Origin of the sequence: Maribacter sp. (genome assembly GCF_049667165.1) — a bacterium.
Classification (GTDB): domain Bacteria; phylum Bacteroidota; class Bacteroidia; order Flavobacteriales; family Flavobacteriaceae; genus Maribacter_A.
The window spans coordinates 1-23,577 of sequence record NZ_JBATHS010000297.1 but is presented as its reverse complement, the minus strand read 5'-3'; the positions used below and the strand labels follow the sequence as shown (position 1 = coordinate 23,577).

Below are 23,577 nucleotides of genomic sequence, written 5' to 3'. Positions count from 1 at the left end.
CCCTTAGTTTATTTCCGACTTTTATAGCCATGGAGAGTGCTTTGGTACTCAATATATGCATCCTTGTATTCTTACTACTTTGTTCAGCACTGATTTCAGGAGCTGAGGTGGCTTTTTTCGGTTTGTCAGCAACAGATATTAATACCATTGACCAGAACAACACGTCCAAGGGCAACATTATCGTAAAATTGTTGGATCGTCCAAAGAAATTATTAGCTACCATATTAATTGCCAACAATGCGATCAATATAGGGGTGGTCCTTCTTTTTAATGTCATCGGCAACACCTTGTTCTCGAATATCAACTATGTGTTGTTCAATTTTATTTCGGTCCGATTTCTTTTGGAGGTCGTGGTGGCCACCTTTCTGATTTTGATGTTCGGTGAGATTTTGCCCAAGGTATATGCCAATAGAAATAAGATCAGTTTCACCCATTTTATGGCCTATCCCTTAAAAGTGCTCGATTTTCTCTTTTCCCCATTGAGCCTGCCTATGCGCTCTAGTACGATTTACCTGAATAACAAACTGGGCAAGTATAAGTCGAACCTCAGTGTCGACCATTTGTCACAAGCCTTGGAGTTGACCTCAGAAGGTGACACAACCAAGGAAGAGCAACGCTTGTTGGAAGGTATTGTTTCATTTGGCAATACCGACACCAAGCAGGTCATGCGTCCGCGTATCGATCTATTCGCCCTAAGCGAGGACATGAAATTTCCTGATGTTCTAAACGAAATAAAAATACAGGGATACTCCCGAATTCCCGTGTTCTCCGAAAATATGGACAATGTACTGGGGGTACTTTATGTTAAGGACCTTCTGCCGTTTATCGACCGCAAGTCCTTTAATTGGATATCCTTGATACGGGAACCATATTTTGTGCCTGAAAACAAGAAATTGGATGATCTGTTGTTGGAGTTCCAGGAAAAGAAAAACCATTTGGCGGTCGTTGTTGACGAATATGGGGGCACCTCAGGAATTGTCACCCTTGAGGATATCATCGAGGAAATCGTGGGCGATATCAGTGATGAATTTGACGATGAGGATTTGGTTTATTCGAAATTGGATGAATATAACTATGTATTTGAAGGGAAGACGGCCCTAAAGGATTTTTATCGTGTATTGAAAATGGAGGACGAGCATGATTTTGAAGAGCAGAAAGGGGAATCAGAGACCATTGCCGGATTTGTATTGGAGATAGCCGGAAGTTTTCCTAAGAAAGGGGAAAAAATCATTTTCAAGAATTATGAGTTTATCGTGGAAAGTCTTGATAAAAAAAGATTGAAACAAATTAAAGTGATATTGCCGCATGAAAATTAAGAGCAACTATTTTTTATGGGGTATGATTTTACTTTTCATAGGATGCCAGGAAGCCGTCATTCCCAAGCCCAAGGCCCTATTGCGATTGGATTATCCCACTACGGAATATGAATTGATGGAAACCGACCATTTCAACTTTCTTAAAAACCAGGAAAGTGAGTTCAAAAATCAGGATGGTACCTCAATGACCTTAGATTATCCAAGGATGAAAGGATCTTTGTTCATTACCTATAAAGAGATAAGGGACAATATCGACAAATTATTAATGGATGCCCAAAAATTGTCGATAGAACACGCATCCAAGGCCGATGGAATTTTACCCCATCCTTTCGTGAACGAAAAGGACAGGGTGTATGGAATGTTTTTTGAAGTCGTGGGTGATGCCGCTTCCCAAGCCCAATTTTACGTCACCGACAGTACGGACCATTTTGTTACAGGATCGCTTTATTTCTACACCCGACCCAACTACGACTCAATTTACCCTGCGGCTACGTATTTGCAGAACGACATAAAGAAGTTCATGGAAAGCATTCGATGGAAGTAAAGCCCATCGCAGACCAGTACATCTACAGTACTGGGGAATCAATAAAACAATGATTTTGATAGCGGTTATTCCTCGCCAAGAAGTTTTTCGGCATTGGCAATACTGGTGTTGATCTGTTCGCGCAAGGCTTTGACCTTTACTTCTTCCTCATTCAACCAGATTTGTTTTTGTTCTGATAGGGCCTTTCCATTCAATATCTCATCAGAATCGAATCGGTTGCCAAAGCCCTGCATCCAGTCCATCATGGCCTTGTGGGCATCTTGTAGGCCTTTTTTTGCGTTGGTGTATTGCATGCCCAATGCGGTGGTGTCTTCCTTGGCACTTAGTTTACCGACCATTTTGCCCATGCCGCTTATTTTAGGCATCACCTCATCATGTATGGCCATCACACGCTCCATTTGGGTATTGGAGACTTTCGAATCTTCTTTTTTTCCTTCTTTGCAGGACGTATTGACAATTACTAACAGTACAGCCAATAAGCTAAAAATCTTTTTCATAGGGCACTATTTTTTTATTCATGAACCTTCGATTTCGGTAATAGCTCGAAATCATTCCAACTCATACTATTTTGATCGTTAGGGATTATGGAATAACAGCATTTTTTGGTGTGTTATTATTTTTCAAAAATACGTATTACCTATCTTTTTATCTCAATAACGACCTTATAAATTTTACGGAAATCATCTGTTTGAATGATGGGCACTACAGAATATTGGGCAGTAAAAAGGGCATCATATATGCACGATGCCATTTTCAATTAGATTTTTCATTTATAACTATTCGAAATCAAGATCGGAAACCCCTTCGTTTATCTTGATTTTCTGAATAATGAACTCAATTTTTTGCCCCCCCATGGTTTGTGTCAATGAAAAAGGAAGCTTAATGCCCGCGACTTCCTTATAATCACCATAATCAAATGTGGTGTTCATTGTTTGCCCATTGGCTTCAAAACTCAATTCCTCCCTGACTTTTAATCCGGATTCAACATCAAAAAAGGAAGCCTTTTCATCCGAAAGTTTGAGTTTATAGGTCTTTCTGCCATCGATCACCGCTATCCCTTCTAAAGTAATATCGGTTTCAAGCAAGTTCAATTCCGGAAAGGGAATTGATTCTTCCCTGAGCTGTTTTAGTTCGGCTTCACCCAAGTCCTTTTGCTGCCCTTGCACGACCATATACCCCTTCTCCCCATCAAGCACTTGTTTGCTCATGGAATTTCCCATGACCTTGATCTCTTGCATAAATTGATTGTTTGAGGTTTTCTTTATCTCAAGATTCAATTTCGTGCCCTGTAGTTCTGCCTCTGCCATCAAGGCGTACGATACAACTTCTAATAATTTCCCTTTACCGCCAATGGCCTCGATGTATTTTTCCAAAACGTGATGGGCCGTCATTCCTTCGGGGATGGTACCTTCATAATTAGGCTTTTCAATGCTATTTGCATATTTGTCATAATACTTGATCGGTACTTTTTTACCATTGAAGGTAAGCTGCTCCAGGTTGTCGATTACGTCACTTCCTTTTCCCGTTACCACAACACGCAACTTATTAATATCCATGTATTTTTGGGCAGCTTTTTGAACGTCCTCCTTGGTTATGGCATTTATGCGTTCCAGATAGGTTTTATAATAATCGTGTGGGAGTCCTTCGACCTCAATATTCAGGGCATATGCTGCCATGGTTTCGGGTTTTTCCAAGGCCAATACAAAATTACCCACATATTTGGCCTTGGCATCCTTGAGTTCCTCATCGGTGACAGGCTCCTTCACGATTTTATCAATTTCTTTCAAGATTTCGACCACTGCGCTATCGGTTACCATATTCCGCACTTGTGCGCTAGCAGTAAATGTTGCTGGTGCGTATTTGTCGTTTCCAAGACTTGAATAGGAACCGTAGGTATAGGCCTTATCTTCCCTTAAGTTTAAAAACAAACGCGATTGTGCGCCACCACCAAGGATTCTATTGGCCAAAAGGGCATTCAAATAATCCTCATCTTTCATTTTTAGGTCTACCAGACTCTCAATGACCACTTCCGATTGAACGGCATTGGGAACATCCACAAAATTTATTTGGGTATAATTGGCATTGGAGGGATAGGAGTATGACACCGAGGGAGGGGTCGCCTTGACCCATGGTGTAAAATAATCGGTTACCAATGATTTGACCTGGTCAAATTCAACATCCCCAATGACCACTAAATAAGCATTCGCAGGCACAAAATAATTTTCATAGAACTGTAGCACATCGGTCAATGTTACGTTATTCAATGTTTCTTCAGTCACGAATTCGCCATAGGGGTGGCTTGTGCCGAAGGCCAATGCATTTTGCACCCTGCTCGAAATGGCAGAAACATCCTTGTCCTGTGCTTTTAGTGCCGTGAGCAGCTTTTGTTTTTCCTTTTCGAATTCCTCTTCGGTGAAATTGGGATTGATAGCGGCATCGGCCATTAGTTCGAAAATCCTGGGAAAATATTTTGACAACGAACTCGCAAAGGCACTCTGTGACCCAAAACTGATACGTGCGCCTAGAAAATCGACCTCTTCGTTGAAATCATCTTTTGAAATCGATTTGGAGCCCTTGCCCAATAGGCTGGCCGTAAGGCTCGAAACGCCCGCTTTCTCCCCTTCCAAAATAGGTGGGTTGTCTATACTCAATTGCATCGAAACCCTGGGAAGTTTATGGTTTTCAACTATCATGACCTTAAGACCGTTTTTCAGCTCAAAACGTTGTGGTTCTTTCAGGTTGATTTCGGGAGCAGGTCCTGGTGCTGGCATTTTGCTTCTGTCGACCTGGGCCTGCAGTTGTAATGCAATAAGACCAAGGACCAATGTTAGTAATACTCTTTTCATTGTTATTTGTTTTCTATTACTGCTTCTGGTAGGTATTCCAATTCAACACGTTGATTCGGTTTCAAATATTCATTGGCCACCTGCATTATTTCCTCCCTTGTGATAGATCTGTATATATCTATTTCAGTGTTGATCAAATTGGTGTCATCATACAATATATAATATCTTGCCAATGAATTTGCGATACCGGAAACACTGCCGTTTGCGTTGACAAACAGATTTTCGAATTTGTTCTGGAGTTTTTGATAATCGTTTTCTGAGATCAATTCGGACTGTAATTTTTGAATCTCACCGTCTATTTCGTTTTTAAGGTCTGCCAACGTGGTTTCACCTACCGGTAGCGCTCCAACCACGTAAGCGCCATAATCTTCCTGGGATCCATTGAACGCAAATACCTGTAGAGCCATTTTCTTTTCATCGACCAACTTCTTATACAATTTTGAACTCTTGCCATCACTTAAATAGGTCGATATCATATCGAGTATATAGGCATTCCTATCGGTTTGGGCAGGGGTGCGATACCCCATGAAGATGGCCGGTATCTGTATGTTCGGATCGTGGTATACCGTTTTTATGGTCGTTGTAATCGGATCCTCGATAAATGTTTGGCGGTCAATGGTATTTCCCTTGGGAATAGGACCAAAATAATCATTGATCAATTTTTTGGTCCTGTTGATTTCTATATCTCCTGCAACCACTAAAACCGCATTATTGGGCACATAATATTTTTTATTGAACTCTTTAAAATCCTCCAAGGAGGCATTCGCCAAATGTTCCAAAGAACCAATAGTCTGCCAACGATACGGATGTTTTTTGAACAAATGGACAAACATTTGTTCGCGCCATCTTCCATAAGGGGCATTATCATAACGCATGCGTCGTTCTTCCTGTACGACCTCACTTTGCGTATCAACCCCGATTTTATTGATGATAGGATGCATCATTCTTTCAGACTCCAACCAAAGTCCCAATTCCAAATTGTTAGAAGGGAACACCTCGTAATAATAGGTTCTATCCTGGGTGGTATTTGCGTTGTTCTGACCTCCGTTCGAAGAGACGATCTTAAACCACGCTCCTCGTTCGATATTCTTGGTGCCTTCGAACAATAAATGTTCAAAAAAATGGGCGAATCCCGTTTTGTCAGGTTGCTCATTCTTGGCACCAACATGGTACATCACCGAAGTGGTCACCACCGGGGCGTTATTGTCCTGGTGTAGAATAATATGGAGTCCGTTTTCAAGGTCGTATTCCTCATAGGAAACCGCTTGGGCAATCGTCGCAGACACTATGAATAGCGCCATTAGTATGAAAAGTAGTCGAAATTTCATTTATTAAAGTATTAGAATTAAATGGTTGAACCGTCTTACCTTGTATTGAATTAGTTCCCCGAATATAATTTTTTAAGTATATTCGAAGGAAAACTCGCTTTGTTTTAACAAGAATTTAATGCCTAGCAGATAGATATTTTTTGTTACCTGCGGGTTTATTGCGTATTATTATTCCCTAATATTCTTAGCATATGATAAATTTTTCGTTACCCATTCGATTTGGAATAGCCGCAAGTGGTTCACTAATCGCTTATTTTTTGATCCTCTCACTTTTCAATTTACATACGAATGTATTTTATAGCCTTTTTAATACGGTTATCACAGGATTTGCCATCTATGAGGCAATAAAATATGAACGCATTCAGAACAGGGAAGGATTTAGTTATGGACAGGGTTTTAAAATCGGATTGATTACCGGATTTGTAGCAACCTTGATTTTCACGGTCTTTTTTGCATTTTATGCTACAGAGATCAACACTGATTTTCTGAAGGAATTATCAGCAGCGTGGTTCGGCGAGTACAATAATTTCGAGGCCATAGTTTTCTTCACAGTTGCCATCATGGGTTTCTCTACGACTTTGGTACTTACCCTTTCTTTTATGCAGCTATTTAAATCAAGTAATGATGTAAAGAAAAAATCTTCCTAAAAACCTATAAAATGGCTTGTAGATTTGGCATTTAGCAGTATATTTGCACCCGCCTATTGAAAAAAAATGGGTATAAATTAAATTAATATATACGCTATGTATGCAATTGTAGAGATGGCAGGGCAGCAATTCAAAGTTGCAAAAGACCAAAAAGTGTATGTTCACCGTTTGCAAACAGAAGAAGGAAAAAAGGTAACTTTTGACAATGTACTTCTTTTGGATGATGGTAAGAACGTTACTGTTGGCGCCCCAGCTATAGACGGAGCCGCTGTTGAGGCCAAAGTCGTTAAACACCTTAAAGGTGACAAAGTAATTGTCTTTAAAAAGAAAAGACGTAAAGGTTACAAGGTTAAGAATGGCCATCGCCAATCATTAACCGAAATTCTAGTTGAAAGCATTATCGCCTCGGGCGCCAAAAAAGCGGCCCCAGTAAAAGCAAAGACTGAACCTAAGGCAAAAGCTGAGGCCAAGCCAACTGTTGCCAAAGTAGCGGAGCCTAAGCCAACTGTTGCCAAGGCAGCTGAGCCCAAGAAAGTAGCAACTAAAAAAGCTGCTCCCAAAAAGGCTGATGATTTAAAAAAGGTTGAAGGTATTGGGCCAAAGATCGCCGAAACCTTAATCGCCGCTGGTATTTCCACTTTTGCTGAATTGGCTAAGTCAACTCCAGAAAAGATCGCTGGGATTATTTCAGATGTTCGTGGCAATCACGTAACCGATACCTGGCCAGCACAAGCTAAATTGGCAGCTGAAGGTAAGTGGGACGAGTTGAAAAAATGGCAAGACGAATTAGACGGTGGCAAAGCATAATAGCTTAACCATTAAGTATAACTATATCCCGTTGCAGTACGGGAACTAAAAACCGAAAAAAATGGCTCACAAGAAGGGTGTAGGTAGTTCAAAAAACGGTAGGGAATCAGAATCGAAACGCTTAGGGGTAAAGATTTTTGGTGGCCAAGCGGCCATCGCTGGTAATATCATCGTAAGACAGCGCGGCACAAAGCATAATCCAGGCGAAAATGTATATGCCGGGAAAGATCATACTTTGCACGCAAAAGTAGACGGAATGGTAAAATTCCAGAAGAAAGCAGGAGGAAAATCCTATGTTTCCATAGATCCGTTTGAGGCCTAAAAACCATTATACGTATAAAATATAAAACCCTTTCCGATATGGAGAGGGTTTTATTTTTTAATCTAATATCCTATAACAGCTTTTCTGCAACTTCTTGCCAAGAGTCGGCTCTTTCAAAACCATTGCTATACACATTATGCGGGGAGGTGAAAAGTAATGTTCTGCCATCAAAATTAGTTAGATTATAACTGCGATCGTCAATAAGTACATCCCCTTTTAGAATATGTTTATGGCCGCATAGTATCCTATTTTGCCAAGGAATAAAGGGGAAATGTTCATCCAACCACTCGCTTTTTTCCTCCAACGAATTGGGGAACTGCATGGCCGCTGAAGCTATATATACCTCATACTTTGCAGAAAGTTGCTTTAAAATATACTTACTGTCCTGAATCGGCATTAGATTTTTAAAAAACCCCCTACGCGTAGCATGTTTACGTATACTTTCTTGATGGGCCTCGGGGACCATTTTCCAGACCTCGGATCCCATACACGCCTCAGCGGTAAGGGATGCGTTGAATTCCGCGTTATAAATCTCGATATGTGCGCCGAAGGTGTCGGCAAGCACCTCGTCCATATCCACAAATAGTGTCATATTCCAAAATTTTATACGAAGTACTAAAAAATTGTCATGATGTGGAAATGTTTTAAAGAAAGTTACTAGTATTAATATTACGAGTAGCTTATATATCGGTGGCCTAAAAAATCTGTTATGGATAGGACATCCCTATTTTAAGATCCGTATTAACATATTCTTATTAGTCTGGACGTCAAAATTGAGGATGTTGCATTCTATCTTTGTACCCTAATGTAAAATACAATACCATGAAAATATTCAAAACCATACTAGTGCTGTCCATAATGTTGCTGGCCGCAACGGTAACGGCGCAGACCCAAAAGGATAAAAAACTTATTGAAGATGCCAAAACGGCAAAGCAGACCTTATTGAAAACAGATTCGACCCTTGAGGGTTTTTTCAACGAATCGGCCGGGTATGTAATTTTTCCCAACGTAGGTAAGGGCGGATTTATAATTGGGGGAGCTTCTGGAAATGGCGTGGTCTATGAAGGTGGAAACGCCATCGGAATGGCCGACCTTAAAAAATTGAATATCGGATTACAGGCTGGGGGTCAGGCCATTATCGAAATCATTTTTTTCGAGACTACGGTTGATCTGGATAGGTTTAAAGCGGGCAAGTTTGAATTTGCCGCGGAAGCCTCGGCGGTCGCTCTAAAATCTGGAATAGCCGTTAATGCGAAATACAAAGACGGTGTTGCCGTATTTGCACTGCCCAAAGCAGGTTTAATGGCCGATGCCTCTATCGGTGGACAAAAATTCAGTTATCACCCATTTTAGTGTATTGACGGGAAGGCCCACAAGAAAACCCTTGTTCATTGAACAAGGGTTTTGTTATTGTCTTACATCGCACCTTTAAAAGAACATTGATCAAGCCTAGTATCTATAATAGTCCGGCTTAAAGGGTCCTTTTACGGTAACCCCGATATATGATGCCTGATCTTCACGAAGTTCCGTTAGTTCAGCACCCATTCTAGACAAGTGTAATTTAGCCACTTTTTCATCTAAGTGTTTGGGGAGCATATACACCTTGTTTTCATACGCCCCATTGTTTTTCCAAAGTTCTATCTGCGCCAAAGTCTGGTTGGTAAAAGAGTTGCTCATCACAAAACTCGGATGCCCCGTGGCACAGCCCAAATTTACCAAACGTCCTTCTGCCAAGATAATAACGTCCTTGCCATCAATGGTGTACTTATCTACCTGTGGTTTTATCACATCTTTGGTATGCCCATAGTTTTCATTTAACCAGGCAATATCGATCTCATTATCGAAATGCCCGATATTACATACGATAACCTTATCGCGCATGGCTTTGAAATGTTCCGACCTGATAATGTCTTTGTTCCCTGTGGTCGTGATTACGATATCGGCATTGCCAACAACAGTCTCCAATTTTTTCACTTCAAAACCATCCATACACGCTTGAAGTGCACAAATGGGGTCTATCTCGGTGACGGTAACAATGGCCCCGGCCCCTTTGAACGAAGCTGCCGTACCTTTGCCCACATCACCATACCCGGCGACCACTATGCGCTTGCCAGCCAACATGGTATCGGTTGCCCGACGTATGGCATCCACCGCACTTTCGCGACACCCATATTTATTATCGAATTTTGATTTAGTGACCGAATCGTTAACGTTGATGGCAGGCATGGGTAAGGTTCCATTCTTGACCCTTTCGTATAAGCGATGTACCCCGGTTGTTGTTTCCTCCGAGAGGCCTTTTACGTCATTGGCAAGTTCAGGATATTGATCTAAGACCATATTGGTCAGGTCTCCACCGTCGTCCAAAATCATATTCAACGGTTGGCGATCCTCGCCAAAGAACAAAGTTTGTTCAATGCACCAATCAAATTCCTCTTCGTTCATTCCCTTCCACGCATAGACGGGAATACCGGCTGCAGCTATAGCCGCAGCGGCATGGTCTTGGGTAGAGAATATATTACAGGAACTCCATGTTACCTCTGCGCCAAGAGCCACTAGGGTTTCGATCAACACGGCCGTTTGTATCGTCATATGCAGACACCCTGCAATTCGGGCACCTTTCAGCGGTTGCTCATCCTTATATTCTTCACGAAGTGCCATAAGCCCCGGCATTTCTGCCTCGGCCAATGAAATTTCTTTTCTTCCCCAATCGGCTAGGGTTATATCCTTTACTTTATAGGGTATATATGAAACAGTTTTGGTAGCCATATCCTTTTTTCTTTTTACTTTCGTTGTTTACTATTGCTCTTTTTTTAGAAGGGCAAAGTTACGAATATCCTAAATAACAACATGCCTCTTTATAAGACAATACAGGTTAGCCCGACCATAAAAGTATATATTTGGAAGATCGAAGAAACCGAAAAGCAACTTGCAAAAGGGATTGAACTTACCGATCACTGCCAAAACCGTATGGACGGCATGAAATCCGAATTGCATCGCAAGGGCTTTTTGAGTATTCGCCATTTAATGGCAGAAGCAGGTTATGAGGATAAGGACCTTTTTTACGATGAGGTAGGTAAGCCCCATCTTCACGACGGTAAACATATCAGTATTACCCATTCACATCAATTTACAGGAATTATTGTTAGTAGTGAACTGGAGGTCGGCATCGATATTGAGATGCAACGGGATTTGATTACCCGCATAGCCCATAAATTCACCCCAACCGATGCCTATGCACATATAGCGGATAAAAAAGATCTCGTTCGAAAATATACCATCGTCTGGGGCTGTAAGGAATCGCTCTATAAGATTTATGCTACAGTCGGACTTAGTTTTTTCGATCATATCTATATCAATGATTTTGAATTTTCGGATCGCATGATTGAAGGTGAGATACATTACAAGGGAGATACCACCTTTTATACATTGAAATTTTTGGAATTTGAAGGCTTTACGTGCGTTTATGCAGTTAAGAATTAAATATTGAATTATAACCATGGAAATATCAGTTGAACTTACCTTTTCACCGCTGCAAGACGATTTTGAAAAGCATATCATCCATTTTATCAAAAAATTAAGATCATCAGGGCTAACGATTTTGGAGAATCCATTGAGTACCCAGGTCTTCGGCCCTTATGATGAGGTCATGAAGGTTTTAGGAGCTGAAATCAAAGAAGCCTTCGAACTTATGGATAAGGGACTACTCTACATGAAATTGGTTAAATCTGACAGAAGCGGATATGAACCACATTTTTGATTTCCTGTTTGGGCAATATGCCGAATACGAAACATTTCACATTGTTCTTGAAATAGTTGCCGTCATCTTTGGATTGCTTTCGGTCTGGTTTTCAAAGCAAAATAATATTCTGGTATACCCGACGGGGATGATCAGTACTTCAATATACGTTTACCTTCTTTTTCAATGGGGTTTGATCGGGGATATGATGATCAATGGGTATTATTTTATCATGAGCGTTTACGGTTGGTATATTTGGACACGAAAAGTCGATGCTACCCATTTCACACCCATTACAAAGACCACAATTAAAGAGCACAGGATTTCTGCGCTTATTTTCATTGCAACATTGATATTCGTCTTTTTCGTTTATCAAATATTCGACAAATGGACAAGCTGGACGGCATATGTAGACACCGTCACAACCGCCGTGTTCTTTGTGGGCATGTGGCTCATGGCAAAACGAAAGCTTGAAAATTGGATTTATTGGATTGTTGGCGATATTATTTCCATTCCCTTGTATTTTCATAAAGGTTTTACTTTTACCAGCCTACAGTACCTTATATTTACCATAATTGCTATTTACGGTTACCAAGCATGGAAGAAAAATTTAGACAGCAACCTACAAACATTATCAAAGTAGTCTTGTTCGGTCCCGAATCTACGGGAAAGACGACCTTGTCAGAACAATTGGCCCGGCATTACAATTCCGTTTGGGTTCCTGAATATGCCCGGGAATATCTTCAGGATAAATGGAACAATGAACGAAAAACCTGTGAACCTAAAGACTTGCTGCCTATCGCCGGGGGACAGATGGCCCTTGAAAATGATTTGGCCCAAAAGGCAACGAAGGTGCTTATTTGTGACACCGATTTATTGGAGACCAAAGTATATTCCGAAGCATACTATCTGGGGTATTGCGACCCCTTACTTGAAAAGTACGCCTTGGAAAACCAGTATGATCTTTATTTCCTGACCTATATAGACATACCATGGGAAAAGGATGATCTGAGGGACAAACCCGAGGAGCGTGAACGTATGTTCAAATATTTTAAAGATACGTTAGAGAAATATGATAGGAAATTTGTTATCTTGAAAGGGGATAAAAAAACCCGATTAAAAACCGCTGTACAACATATAGATAACCTATTGAACAAATGATCCAATTTACTCAGGAAGATATCAATCAACTGGCCGCAAAAGGCATAGAGAAAGAAAAAGTAAGAAATCAGATCCAAATTTTCAAAGAAGGTATTCCCTTTGTCAATTTGGTTGATGCCGCTATACTAGATAAAGGTATTCTTAAATTCACGGTGCGTGAAAGAAGTTCCTTGATCAATACGTTCGAAGCGGCCAAGGACCGATTATCATTGCTTAAATTTGTGCCCGCTTCAGGCGCGGCATCAAGAATGTTCAAGGCATTGTTCAATTTCCTAGTTGCCTATGATCCTAAGAAAGAGACGCTGAAAGAATATTTTGAGCGTACCAATGATTCCGATATGCTCGCTTTCAATAAGGGGTTGAAGGATTTTCCCTTTTATGGGACCGTTCAGAAAAGGATAAAGGGCAAAGCATCGAATAGTGATGAGGGGCTCTATCTTTTTGTAAAGGAAATGATGTCAGAAGACGCTTTGAACTATGGATTTTATCCTAAAGGGCTTTTACCGTTTCATGACTATGGCGACCATTCGGCCACGCCTTTTGAGGAGCATCTAAAGGAAGCATCGAACTATGCCAAAGTAGATGGTGAGGCCAACCTGCACTTTACGATTTCCGAACAACATTTAAAGATGTTCACCAAAGAGTATGGTGCGATCAATGAACGACTTTCCCAAGCGACCCAAACGGTATTCAACGTTGCTTATTCCTATCAAAAGGGTTCAACCGATACCATAGCTGTTGATGTGGAGAATAACCCGTTCCGAAATCAGGACGGTTCACTTCTTTTTAGGCCGGGAGGACATGGGGCACTCATCGAAAATCTGAACGAGGAGGAAGCTGATATTATTTTTATCAAGAATATTGACAATGTGGTCGTGCCTGCTGCCCAGGACGAACTTACCAAAAGCAAAAAAATGTTGGCAGGGTTGCTTTTGAAAGTGCAAGAGAAGGCCTTTGCCTATGCCAAAAGAATTGATGATAATAACCTGACTGCTGATAGTATGCTTGAGATCAAAGATTTTTTGGAAAAAGATCTCAATGTGCGCTTTGTTGATAATTATGCGGGGTTCAGTATTGGGAATCAAATAGAAATCTTAAAGGATAAAATAAACAGGCCTATCCGTATATGTGGTATGGTCAAAAATGAGGGAGAACCCGGAGGCGGCCCTTTTTGGATCAAGAATGACCACCACCATGTGTCATTGCAAATCATTGAATCGGCCCAAATAGACATGTCCAATCCAAAACAAGTGGATATTCTAAATAACGCGACCCATTTCAATCCCGTAGATTTGGTTTGTGGGGTTAAGGATTACAAAGGCGAAAAGTTCAACTTATTGAATTTTGTGGACCATAAGCAAGGCTTTATTACTGAAAAAACACAAGGAGGCCGTGCTTTAAAGGCCTTGGAATTGCCTGGGTTATGGAATGGTGCCATGGCATATTGGAACACAATTTTTGTAGAGGTGCCCTTAGCCACATTCAATCCCGTTAAAACAGTCAACGACTTGTTGAAACCTACGCATCAAGTTTCTTGATACAGAATGGATTTTTGACAATTGCTATAAAAGTGTATATGTATTATACACTTTTTTTTTGTTCAGATACAATTTTATACAGCCCCATCATTACCCTCATTCATTATAAATGACTGCTATTCAAGACATTATATAAAAATGAATGCCTTTTGGGTCATTGGCACTGTTTTCTCTTACCCTAAAGCAAGAATGTTTAATTAAAATATATAAAAATGAAAAAATTAGTTTTTGCTACAGCATTGGTTTTAGGTGGTTTAACAGGTAGTGTTGCCGCTTCACCTATATTCCACGATGGAATTATGGAAGAGATATTAGTACAGGATTTCACTGAAATAGCTGTTTCTGACGTGCCGGAAGCCATAACAAATGCCTTGGAAGAGGCTTATCCAGATGCAACCTTGAACAAGGCCTATAAAAACGACAACGACCAATATAAGTTGGAAGTTTCCTCTGAAGATGGTAGCACAATGGAGTTGTATGCCGATGCTGAAGGGAATTGGATAGAAATGTAAGTTAAGTTTGGTTTGAGTTGGTCATCATAAAAGCTGCCTTCGGGCAGTTTTTTGTGATACATACAATAGGATTGAACAATCAGGCAATTACTTTATAGCAACACTAACCTTTGACTATAAGGAAATCAGCGGAAAAGAATTGATTTTAAACTACGAAAAGCCCCCAAATAAGCTGTTGCCCATGGGCGTGAATTGAATTCCACAATGGGTTTTGCAGCCTATTAAAAGTGTAAATCGTTCTTTTGGTTGGTGAGGGGAGCTGCTTTGGCGGTTCCCCTTTTTTAGGATTGGTAATTGTTGCACGTTATGGTTTTATAGGGGTAAGGTTTGCCCATAATTAGCAGAATAATTCAATGTACATGAGTGTATATTGGTCAACTTTAAAAAAGGAAGAAGTATGAAGAAATTAATTTTAATAGCGGTTTTATTCTTTACGGGTTTAACCATTTTTGCGCAAAATAAGGAAGCTATATATACTGAATCCACGGAAAAAGTCCGTTTACAGGACGATTTCAAGGAAATAGCTCTAAATGAGCTGCCCCAAGCGATAAAGGCATCGGTAAGTAAATTCTACCCCACGGCCAGTATTGAAAAAGTCTTTTTAAGTGAAGCGGGTCAGTACAAGTTGGAAATGTCCTTAAAAAATGGCACGAAAGGTACCTTATTCGCTGATGTTGATGGAAATTGGTTAAAAATTTAGACACATCGGGTATTATTTTTGTTCGTTGGGTTGGTCGGAAAAAGGGTAGCACTTCGCTACCCTTTTTCAGTAAAAGAGCAGGGGAAGCGCTTTGATAATTGATGCCATAGGACTATAGGTTTATGATAATTTTAAATAAGTTAAAGCTTACTTATGTTAATTTTACGTACATACCTATAATGCCCAATGCTATGCCTAAAATCTTGATTATCGAGGATGATACCTCCTTTGCCCAAATGCTACAAAAGTTTTTGGAGAGGAAAGGGTATACGGTTGAAACCAGTTTTACCGCCTTGGATGGGAAAAGGAAATTAAAACAAACGGAGTTTGACCTGGTATTGACCGACCTCAGATTGCCCGACCAGGATGGTATAGAACTGATTGTGGAAATACAGGGCAAGATACCGATAATCGTAATGACGGGATATGCGGAAGTGCGCACAGCGGTAAAGGCCATGAAAAAAGGAGCCTACGATTACATTGCAAAACCGTTTACCCCTGATGAGGTTTTAGACCTCATTGATGCAGCCCTTGACCCCAGGCCGAAATTAGGATTAACAGTCAGGGAAAACTCGGAAAGTGAAAGTAATTCTGAACATAATGAATCGACCCCCAAAGAAACCAAAGGTCTAAATTTAGTCAGTGACGCCTCCAAGAAATTGGACGAATACATAAATCTTGTTGCCCCGACCGATTTGTCCGTGTTGATCATAGGGGATAGTGGCACGGGAAAGGAAGTTACGGCCAAGGCCATACACGAACGCAGTAAAAGAAAGGACCATCCTTTTATTGCTGTAGATTGTGGGGCAATCCCAAGGGAGTTGGCTTCCAGTGAATTCTTTGGGCATTTAAAGGGTAGTTTTACGGGGGCGATTGATGATAAAGAGGGTACTTTTGAAGCTGCCAATGGAGGAACGCTTTTCTTGGATGAGGTGGGAAATTTACCTTACGATAATCAAATGCAATTGCTTAGGGCGTTACAGGAACGTAAAATAAAACGTGTAGGGAGCACCAAGGAAATCAATGTTGATGTTCGGATAATAACAGCCACCAATGAAGATTTGAAAGCAGCGGTAAAGCAGGGGACTTTTCGTGAGGACCTATACCATAGACTCAATGAGTTTTCCCTTCAGATACCATCCTTGGTCGATAGACATGGTGATTTGGCCCTTTTTGCCGAATATTTTCTGGAAATTTCCAATCGGCAATTGAACAAAGAAATAGTTGGATTTAGTAAAGAGGTCCAGGATGTTTTTGAAACTTATAATTGGCCAGGGAATATAAGGGAACTGCAAAATGTGATACGACGTGCCGTTCTATTGACCGAAAAGGGGGAAATCACTGTTGATTCTTTGCCCGTGGAAATTTGTAATCCGGCAAATACGAACGAAGTCCATGGAAGTATTTCCAAATCCGATTTTGAAAAAGACCAGATTATGAAGGCCTTAAAACGCACCAATTATAATAAGTCCAAAGCTGCCAAGATTCTTCAGGTCACAAGAAAGACACTGTACAACAGAATCAGTCAATATAATTTGGATGTTTGATTTCGCGTTTTTTTAGTGCCCTTAGTAGTTTGTCCACATTGAATTGCAAGGTTTCGTGTGTTTTTTTCAGATCAACCGAATCCGCTTTGGAAATTTCCAAATCTTCCAGTAAAATCACACAAGCCTTCACCTTTAATTGCCTGAACATAGGTAACATTCTGTGTGCTACCTTTTGTGTTTCGATAAAATCCCTTTGTTCTGCTACGGTTTTAAGTTGCTGCATATTATCTCGCGTGTCGGTCATGAACGTTTGTAATACTTCGTTTAAGGATTTTTCATCTTCACCTAAGAAGGAAATAAGTGTTTTTAAACAATAGGGGCTATTTAGTGCTTCCGTATCCAGGGAAATGGGTGGCATGGTATTTTGGACATTTTTATTTCCGCTTTGTATGGATCGTAACGTTTTTAGTAGCTCGGTTTTCGAAAATGGTTTTTGTAGTATCCTATGAAAACCGTGTGATAGGGAAAGCTGTTCTGTCAAGTCCCTTCTTCCGGTCATGGCGATGATTGGTTGGTTGGTATAGTGCCCATATTCCCCAGTTTTTAACTTGGCTAGAACCTCGAATCCGGTAATGGCCGGCATTTCAATATCGGTCAGTACCACATCATAAGCTAATCCTGTTTTTGGCACATCGTTAAAATCGGTATACAGAACGGGTTCAAAATGTTCCGATTTCAGCATTTCACCCACCATTTGTATAAAGGATGTATCATCATCCAAAATCAGTATTCTAAATCCGTTTTCTAAGCCGGCTCTTTGTGATACGGTATTCGAATTTATTTGTATAGGTTCAAATTCAACCGGAAGTTCTACGGTAAAGGTACTGCCGGAGCCTACGGTGCTTTCTAGTGTCAAATTCCCGCCTAATAGCTCCAAAAGCTTTTTGGAAATGGTGAGGCCCAACCCATATCCACCATATTTTTTTTCGGTAGTGTCTTCGGCTTGGGTAAATTCCTTAAAGATCAATTGCTGTTTTTCCTTGCCGATTCCGATGCCTGTATCCTTGATTCGTATTCGGATCAAGTCTCCAAAAGTTGATTTTTTGACCCAATCTGCTTCAACGGTAATACTCCCTTCATGTGTAAATTTATAGGCATTGCCCAAAAGATTGGTTATGATCTGGCGTAGCCGAAAAGGATCCCCAACTATATTCTGGTCCAAAGCAGGATCGATACGCGTGTTTAAGGAAAGGTCCTTGTGTTTGTATTGGGCGGCAAGATCCTCGGCGGTTTCAGTTAATAATTGGGATAAGTTAAAGGGAACTTTTTCGATGTTCATCTTGCCAGCCTCAAGTCTAGAGAAATCCAATAGATCGTTCACCAGGTTATTCACATAGGTGGAAGCGGATTTTATATGGTCGAAGTATTCGATCTGCTTATCGGTCAGACCGGATTTTTCTATGATTTCCGAATATCCAGAAATGGTATTCAATGGTGTTCTAAGGTCATGGCTCACGGTTGTGATGAGCTGCTCCCTACTTTGCAATAACGATTCGGAATATTTTTTTTCCTTTTCCAGCTTTTGCCGGTAAAGATTGGCTTTCCAAAAGTCGCGATTAATGATAAAGGTGAATATGCCAACAACGAAAAAACCGAGTATGGCAGCTATTCCCGCAAGGTGAATACTCCGTTTTAACGCAGCTTCCCTGTTAATGTTATCATTGATACTACGCAGAAAAACCTCTTTTTCGAAGGAAGAAATAATATTGCGCAATTGTTGGGTAAGCTCTAGATCCGTTTTGTTTATTTTCAATTCTTGTTGGGCAACGGTATTTTCATTGGTAAGGTTGTCTTCCTCAACTTCTTTCAATAAGGCCTTTGAAACCTGTAAAACCGAATCCACTTTCTTTGCCCTATCTATATCGGCCTCCTTTGATGGGATATTCTCATTTAAATAACGAGCTACCTTGTGTATAGTTTCTTGGGCTTTGGGCGATAGTTCACTGAGGTTTGGGGCTAAGCTTTCGGCCGTAATAATACCCAGGGAAGCCTCCATTTTATCGAACTCATTCAATGCATTGGCGATTGATTTACTGGTTTGGTTTTTAGCTTTTAGTAACCTAAGGGCATTATTGTTGGTCACCTTTTTTTGCAATAAGAGCGATAAACTGTCCAATAACTGGGTTTGGTAATTGCTATCGGACAGATTTTTTAGGGTTTCAATGTCGTTGTAAATAGAATCGATTTTTTCTGAATAGGTAATGAAGTTTTTCTTTTCACGGGATTGTAGGACTAATTTGGATAGGTTTTCGGCCTCGTATAATTTGGTAAGGAACGCACTGGTCTTCATCAGTTTGTTATCATTTTCTTCGGTAGACTCCGTAGCGATATAATCCTGAATCTCAGAAAAAATATAGAACGATGCCGTAATGGCCAGGACTATTAAAAGTAGATAACTGAGAACTATTTTTATGGTAAACTTGTTCTTGGATTTGTCCATGGTCTGTTGTTGATATTTTAGATACGTATATAACGTCTTAAGGAGTTCAAAAAAAGTGTTAATATAGTCTCGATTGCCGTCGAGTCACGCCTTATAATGATTCTACTTTTTTCTATGAAAGATCAAAAGGCTGTGGTACCTTTGCAGTATCTCAAAGGGGTGCTAAAACCTCGAACTTGTTATGGATAGTCCAAGAAAAAAGTTCGGGAAAAGCTGAGATTACACCCAACGAACCTGGACAGGTAATGCTGTCAAGGGAGGCAAAGATTGCCATTTGGATTATCGTACGTTTCCATGGGAAACAAAAATCAATTTTAACCAAGAATAACGCCCCTTTTATTCGTAATAAAACTATTACGAATGAAACTGCTCTATTCAATTTCAAATTTCGCCCGTGCGAATTCTCTCTGGGGTTCAAGGCAATCGATCAAACATCACAATAATAATTACCGTAACGCTTTAACGGTCACTTTGGGCTGTTTGGTTATAGGGCTTTCGGCCCAAGAAACCCAAACCGATTCTTTGGAAGGCAAAAAAATAGCCCTGGATGAGGTGTTCGTTTCTGCAATCAGGGCAACCAAGCAATCTCCGGTCACCTTTTCCAATCTTACCAAAGCGCAATTGAGACCAAGAAATCTTGGACAGGATATACCCGTGTTACTGAATTTCATGCCTGCTGTGGTCACCACTTCCGATGCTGGGGCGGGGATAGGTTATACCGGTATCAGGGTGCGCGGCAGTGATGCCACAAGAGTTAATGTAACGATAAACGGGATTCCTTATAACGATTCAGAGTCACACGGTACCTTTTGGGTGAATATGCCCGATTTTGCCTCTTCCACAGAAAGCTTGCAATTGCAGCGCGGTGTCGGTACATCAACCAATGGGGCAGGGGCTTTTGGGGCAAGTCTTAATATTGCCACAGACGGATTGTCAGAAGAAGCTTATGGACGAATCTCATCATCGATAGGCAGCTATAATACGTTGCGAAATAATCTGAAATTCAGTACGGGACTAATGCATGATCAGTTGGAGATTTCAGGGCGATTGTCCAGAATCACCTCCGACGGGTATATAGATAGGGCTTCATCAGCATTGGATTCCTACTTTTTACAGGGAGCGTTTAAAAATGACCAAACCCTGCTGAAGGCTGTGCTTTTCGGGGGACATGAAATCACCTATCAGGCATGGTATGGAATTGATGCAGAAACATTGAAAAACGATCGAACCTTCAACCCCTCCGGAATTTATACTGATGAGGATGGCAATACAAAGTTTTACGATAACGAAGTTGATGATTACAAACAAAACCACGCCCAGCTCCTATGGAACCAAAAATTGAACGGGTATTGGAACACCAATCTGGCATTGCATTATACCAAAGGACGAGGATTTTTTGAGCAATTTAAAGAGGATGATGATTTTGAGACCTACGGTTTCGCGCCTTTGGTAGTCAATGGGGAAGAGGTGAACACTACGGATTTAGTTCGTAGAAGGTGGTTGGATAATGATTTCTTTGGTACCGTTTTTTCAGCCAATTATAAAAAGGAGAATCTCGATTTGATTTTAGGTGGCGGGTGGAATTCCTATGAAGGCAAACACTTTGGGGAAGTGATTTGGGCAGCATATGCGCCCAACAGTTTTATCAGGGATCGGTATTATGATGATGCTTCGAAAAAGACCGATCTTAATGTTTTCGCCAAGGTCAATTACAGCTTGAATGACCATTGGAGTCTTTTCGGGGATCTTCAATATAGAACGGTGGGCTACGAGGCCAATGGTGAAGACACCGGATTAGTAGATGATACCTTTGATTTTTTCAATCCAAAGTTTGGGGCAACCTATGATCTGAACCCAAATAATAATTTTTACCTATCCTTTGCAGTGGCAAATCGGGAGCCCAATAGAAATGACTATGAAAATGGAAGTCCGAAACCCGAGCGACTGAATGATTTGGAGCTGGGTTGGCGGTATGTTTCATCGGAGCTACAGGTCAATACGAATGTATATTATATGAATTACAAGGATCAATTGGTGCTTACCGGTGAATTGAATGATGTAGGGGCCCCATTACGGGCCAATGTCGGGGACAGCTATCGTTTTGGGCTGGAGATCGATGCACAAATTGCTTTGGGCGATAAGTTTGCACTAAGTCCAAATGTGGCCATAAGTACTAATAAGAACAAGGGCTTCGTTTTTCAGCGTGATGGGGTACTGGCGAATTTGGGGGATACCCATATTGCCTTTTCGCCCGATTTGATTATTGGCAACAGTTTCTCATACACGCCCAACGAGAAAATTCAATTAGCCTTGTTGAGCAAATATGTAGGCAAACAATATATGGGCAATATCGATGCCAAGGGATCTATTTTGGACGCCTATTCCCAAACCGATTTCAATGCGCAATTTGAGATAGAAACCAACACCTTTATCAAACGGTTGACACTTTCCTTATTGGTGAACAATATTTTCAATGCCGAATATGTTTCAAATGGTTATTTCTTTACTTATGATGACGATTGGACGTCTCCTGGACAGATAACGACTATAGAAGGGGCTGGGTATTATCCACAGGCAGGCACGAATTTTTTACTGGGTGCCACATTGAATTTATGAATTGATTCCTAGCATTGGTTTAAGAAGGAAAGATAGGTCTAAAATGAACGTACTCCCTGTTTTGTACCATGTTTGATTATTAGTAGCTTTATGGTATAATAAACCAATCGTATGGATGTTGGATTCGGAATTTGGCACATCTTGATTTTAGCCATCATAGCTGTATTGGCCATCTTGCCTGTAGTTGCCATTATCGATATATTTAAAGGGGAGTTTAAAGGAACCTATGATAAATGGATTTGGATAGCGGTCGTATTGCTATTGAATCCGTTGGGTACTTTGCTTTATTTTTTGATTGGAAAAGATCAGAAAGTGGTGGAAAATGAATCCCAAATTACAAATCAAGATCTATAAATCAGTCGTTATAAATGAAGAATAACAATAAAGTTAGATGGGGCATACTAGGTTGTGGTTCGGTAACCGAACTGAAAAGCGGGCCGGCCTATCAAAATACCGAGGGGTTTGAGGTGGTGGCCGTTATGCGCCGCAATAAGGAAAAAGCCGCAGATTATGCGAAACGGCATAAAGTACCTAAGTTTTACACCAATGCGGAGGACTTGATAGCGGATAGGGAGGTTGATGCGGTCTATATTGCCACTCCCCCTGATTCCCATAAATACTATGCGCTAAAAGTGGCCGAAGCGGGTAAACCCTGTTGTGTCGAAAAACCAATGGCACCTAATTATCTCGATAGTCTTGAAATACAGAAGGCCTTCAGTGATAAGAACCTGCCTTTGTTCATAGCCTATTACAGGCGTTCATTACCCCGATTTCTTCAAATAAAGCAATGGTTGGATGAAGGTGCTATTGGCGAGGTCCGCCATATTCGATGGCATCTGTCCAAACCGCCCCATGATTTGGATTTGAGTGGGGCGGACAATTGGAGGACGAACGCGAACATTGCACCTGGCGGCTATTTCGATGATTTGGCAAGCCATGGGATCGATCTCTTTGTTTTTTTATTGGGGGAAATAAAGGAAGCCAATGGTATTACCACCAATCAAATGGGGTTGTACAGCGCGAAAGACTCTATTTTAGGGCAATGGTTACATATGAACGGCATAACTGGTTCTGGAAGCTGGAATTTTGGTTGTCATCAACGGGAGGACAAAGTCGAGATTTATGGAAGCCAAGGAAAAATCATGTTTTCTGTTTTTGATGAAGCTCCGATTATCCTAATTAACGATCAGGGCGAACAGAAACTTGAAATCGAGAACCCGAAACATATTCAAAAGTTCCATGTGGCGAACATCAAGGAGCACTTATTGGGTAAAGGCTTGCATCCTTCTTTGGGAGCATCAGGTCTGCATACCAGTTGGGTGATGGATCGGATTTTGGGTACGCTATAAAACCCGTTACCACATATGGTGCACATGCTTCCTAAGCAGGCGGTCGTAAATGGCATCCACCGCTTTGTTTTCCTTGTCGGTCAGGGGAGACATAGCAATCGCAGTAATATTCGATAGTAGGTGTTCTACCTTTGATGCCCCTGGGATTATGCATCCTACCTCAGGATG

General features: G+C 40.9%; 23 protein-coding genes. 17 read left to right on the top strand and 6 right to left on the bottom strand.

Annotation, left to right across the window (positions count from 1 at the left end):
• Together WBM98_RS14225 and gldD are read left to right on the top strand one after the other, a co-directional pair.
• The coding region (locus tag WBM98_RS14225; RefSeq protein WP_424366688.1) for a gliding motility-associated protein GldE at positions 1-1,316 on the top strand (1,316 nt) is incomplete at its 5' end.
• Positions 1,306-1,860 carry a gliding motility lipoprotein GldD gene (gene gldD / locus WBM98_RS14220; RefSeq protein WP_424366687.1) on the top strand — a complete coding sequence of 185 codons (555 nt, stop codon included), beginning with the start codon at positions 1,306-1,308 and terminating at the stop codon, positions 1,858-1,860. The genes WBM98_RS14225 and gldD, both read left to right, overlap by 11 nt.
• A 65-nt stretch (positions 1,861-1,925) precedes the next feature.
• Here the strand turns inward: gldD and WBM98_RS14215 are convergent, their stop codons facing one another.
• The 3 genes from WBM98_RS14215 to WBM98_RS14205 all read right to left on the bottom strand — a co-directional run bounded on the left by WBM98_RS14215 (position 1,926) and on the right by WBM98_RS14205 (position 6,034).
• Positions 1,926-2,357, bottom strand: coding sequence for a hypothetical protein (locus tag WBM98_RS14215; RefSeq protein ID WP_424366686.1), 432 nt, complete (start codon positions 2,355-2,357; stop codon positions 1,926-1,928).
• A 279-nt stretch (positions 2,358-2,636) separates the two neighbouring features.
• On the bottom strand, positions 2,637-4,706 hold the full coding sequence (locus WBM98_RS14210; protein ID WP_424366685.1) for a M16 family metallopeptidase: 2,070 nt from the start codon (positions 4,704-4,706) through the stop codon (positions 2,637-2,639).
• Positions 4,707-4,708: 2 nt separating this feature from the next.
• Positions 4,709-6,034, bottom strand: a complete 1,326-nt coding sequence (locus WBM98_RS14205) for a M16 family metallopeptidase (RefSeq protein WP_424366684.1) — start codon at positions 6,032-6,034, stop codon at positions 4,709-4,711.
• Positions 6,035-6,225: 191 nt separating this feature from the next.
• On the opposite strand from WBM98_RS14205, the gene WBM98_RS14200 reads away from it, so the two are divergent.
• The 3 genes from WBM98_RS14200 to rpmA all read left to right on the top strand — a co-directional run bounded on the left by WBM98_RS14200 (position 6,226) and on the right by rpmA (position 7,810).
• Positions 6,226-6,681, top strand: coding sequence for a DUF4199 domain-containing protein (locus WBM98_RS14200; protein ID WP_424366683.1), 456 nt, complete (start codon positions 6,226-6,228; stop codon positions 6,679-6,681).
• 96 nt (positions 6,682-6,777) lie between these two features.
• Positions 6,778-7,488 (top strand): 50S ribosomal protein L21, encoded by a 711-nt coding sequence (rplU, locus tag WBM98_RS14195; RefSeq protein ID WP_424366682.1) that lies wholly within the window; start codon positions 6,778-6,780, stop codon positions 7,486-7,488.
• Between the two features lie 61 nt (positions 7,489-7,549).
• The gene (gene rpmA / locus WBM98_RS14190; RefSeq protein WP_424366681.1) at positions 7,550-7,810 is read left to right on the top strand and encodes a 50S ribosomal protein L27; all 261 of its coding nucleotides are present in this window, start codon (positions 7,550-7,552) and stop codon (positions 7,808-7,810) included.
• 70 nt (positions 7,811-7,880) lie between these two features.
• Here the strand turns inward: rpmA and WBM98_RS14185 are convergent, their stop codons facing one another.
• Positions 7,881-8,402, bottom strand: coding sequence for a 5' nucleotidase, NT5C type (locus WBM98_RS14185; RefSeq protein WP_424366680.1), 522 nt, complete (start codon positions 8,400-8,402; stop codon positions 7,881-7,883).
• Positions 8,403-8,632: 230 nt separating this feature from the next.
• Between WBM98_RS14185 and WBM98_RS14180 the strand changes: the two genes are divergently transcribed.
• Complete coding sequence (locus WBM98_RS14180; protein WP_424366679.1) at positions 8,633-9,163, top strand: hypothetical protein; 531 nt, start codon at positions 8,633-8,635, stop codon at positions 9,161-9,163.
• 96 nt (positions 9,164-9,259) lie between these two features.
• Here the strand turns inward: WBM98_RS14180 and ahcY are convergent, their stop codons facing one another.
• Entirely contained in the window at positions 9,260-10,576 is a 1,317-nt protein-coding gene (gene ahcY, locus WBM98_RS14175) for an adenosylhomocysteinase (RefSeq protein WP_424366678.1), read from the bottom strand.
• 81 nt (positions 10,577-10,657) lie between these two features.
• Here ahcY and WBM98_RS14170 point away from each other — a divergent pair, with 81 nt between their 5' ends.
• The 8 genes from WBM98_RS14170 to WBM98_RS14135 all read left to right on the top strand — a co-directional run bounded on the left by WBM98_RS14170 (position 10,658) and on the right by WBM98_RS14135 (position 17,004).
• A complete protein-coding gene (locus WBM98_RS14170; protein WP_424366677.1) occupies positions 10,658-11,290 on the top strand; it encodes a 4'-phosphopantetheinyl transferase family protein in 633 nt (210 codons plus the stop codon).
• Between the two features lie 16 nt (positions 11,291-11,306).
• Positions 11,307-11,567 (top strand): hypothetical protein, encoded by a 261-nt coding sequence (locus tag WBM98_RS14165; RefSeq protein ID WP_424366676.1) that lies wholly within the window; start codon positions 11,307-11,309, stop codon positions 11,565-11,567.
• The gene (gene pnuC, locus WBM98_RS14160) at positions 11,551-12,189 is read left to right on the top strand and encodes a nicotinamide riboside transporter PnuC (protein ID WP_424366675.1); all 639 of its coding nucleotides are present in this window, start codon (positions 11,551-11,553) and stop codon (positions 12,187-12,189) included. The genes WBM98_RS14165 and pnuC overlap by 17 nt, the downstream gene beginning before the upstream one ends.
• Complete coding sequence (locus tag WBM98_RS14155; protein WP_424366674.1) at positions 12,144-12,707, top strand: AAA family ATPase; 564 nt, start codon at positions 12,144-12,146, stop codon at positions 12,705-12,707. The genes pnuC and WBM98_RS14155 overlap by 46 nt, the downstream gene beginning before the upstream one ends.
• Entirely contained in the window at positions 12,704-14,245 is a 1,542-nt protein-coding gene (locus tag WBM98_RS14150) for a DUF4301 family protein (protein WP_424366673.1), read from the top strand. Before WBM98_RS14155 ends, WBM98_RS14150 begins: the two co-directional genes overlap by 4 nt.
• A gap of 212 nt (positions 14,246-14,457) precedes the next feature.
• Complete coding sequence (locus WBM98_RS14145; protein WP_424366672.1) at positions 14,458-14,757, top strand: hypothetical protein; 300 nt, start codon at positions 14,458-14,460, stop codon at positions 14,755-14,757.
• A gap of 397 nt (positions 14,758-15,154) precedes the next feature.
• A complete protein-coding gene (locus WBM98_RS14140) occupies positions 15,155-15,457 on the top strand; it encodes a hypothetical protein (protein ID WP_424366671.1) in 303 nt (100 codons plus the stop codon).
• A gap of 191 nt (positions 15,458-15,648) precedes the next feature.
• Positions 15,649-17,004: a sigma-54-dependent transcriptional regulator gene (locus tag WBM98_RS14135; RefSeq protein ID WP_424366670.1), complete on the top strand. Its 1,356-nt coding sequence runs from the start codon at positions 15,649-15,651 to the stop codon at positions 17,002-17,004.
• Here the strand turns inward: WBM98_RS14135 and WBM98_RS14130 are convergent.
• Positions 16,979-19,444 (bottom strand): ATP-binding response regulator, encoded by a 2,466-nt coding sequence (locus tag WBM98_RS14130; protein ID WP_424366669.1) that lies wholly within the window; start codon positions 19,442-19,444, stop codon positions 16,979-16,981. The two genes, WBM98_RS14135 and WBM98_RS14130, sit on opposite strands and share 26 nt — an antisense overlap.
• A gap of 360 nt (positions 19,445-19,804) precedes the next feature.
• Between WBM98_RS14130 and WBM98_RS14125 the strand changes: the two genes are divergently transcribed.
• From WBM98_RS14125 to WBM98_RS14115, 3 genes are all read left to right on the top strand, one after another.
• Positions 19,805-22,060, top strand: a complete 2,256-nt coding sequence (locus WBM98_RS14125; protein WP_424366668.1) for a TonB-dependent receptor — start codon at positions 19,805-19,807, stop codon at positions 22,058-22,060.
• 111 nt (positions 22,061-22,171) lie between these two features.
• A complete protein-coding gene (locus WBM98_RS14120; RefSeq protein WP_424366667.1) occupies positions 22,172-22,414 on the top strand; it encodes a PLDc N-terminal domain-containing protein in 243 nt (80 codons plus the stop codon).
• 14 nt (positions 22,415-22,428) lie between these two features.
• The gene (locus WBM98_RS14115) at positions 22,429-23,409 is read left to right on the top strand and encodes a Gfo/Idh/MocA family protein (protein ID WP_424366666.1); all 981 of its coding nucleotides are present in this window, start codon (positions 22,429-22,431) and stop codon (positions 23,407-23,409) included.
• Positions 23,410-23,577 lie beyond the last annotated feature (168 nt).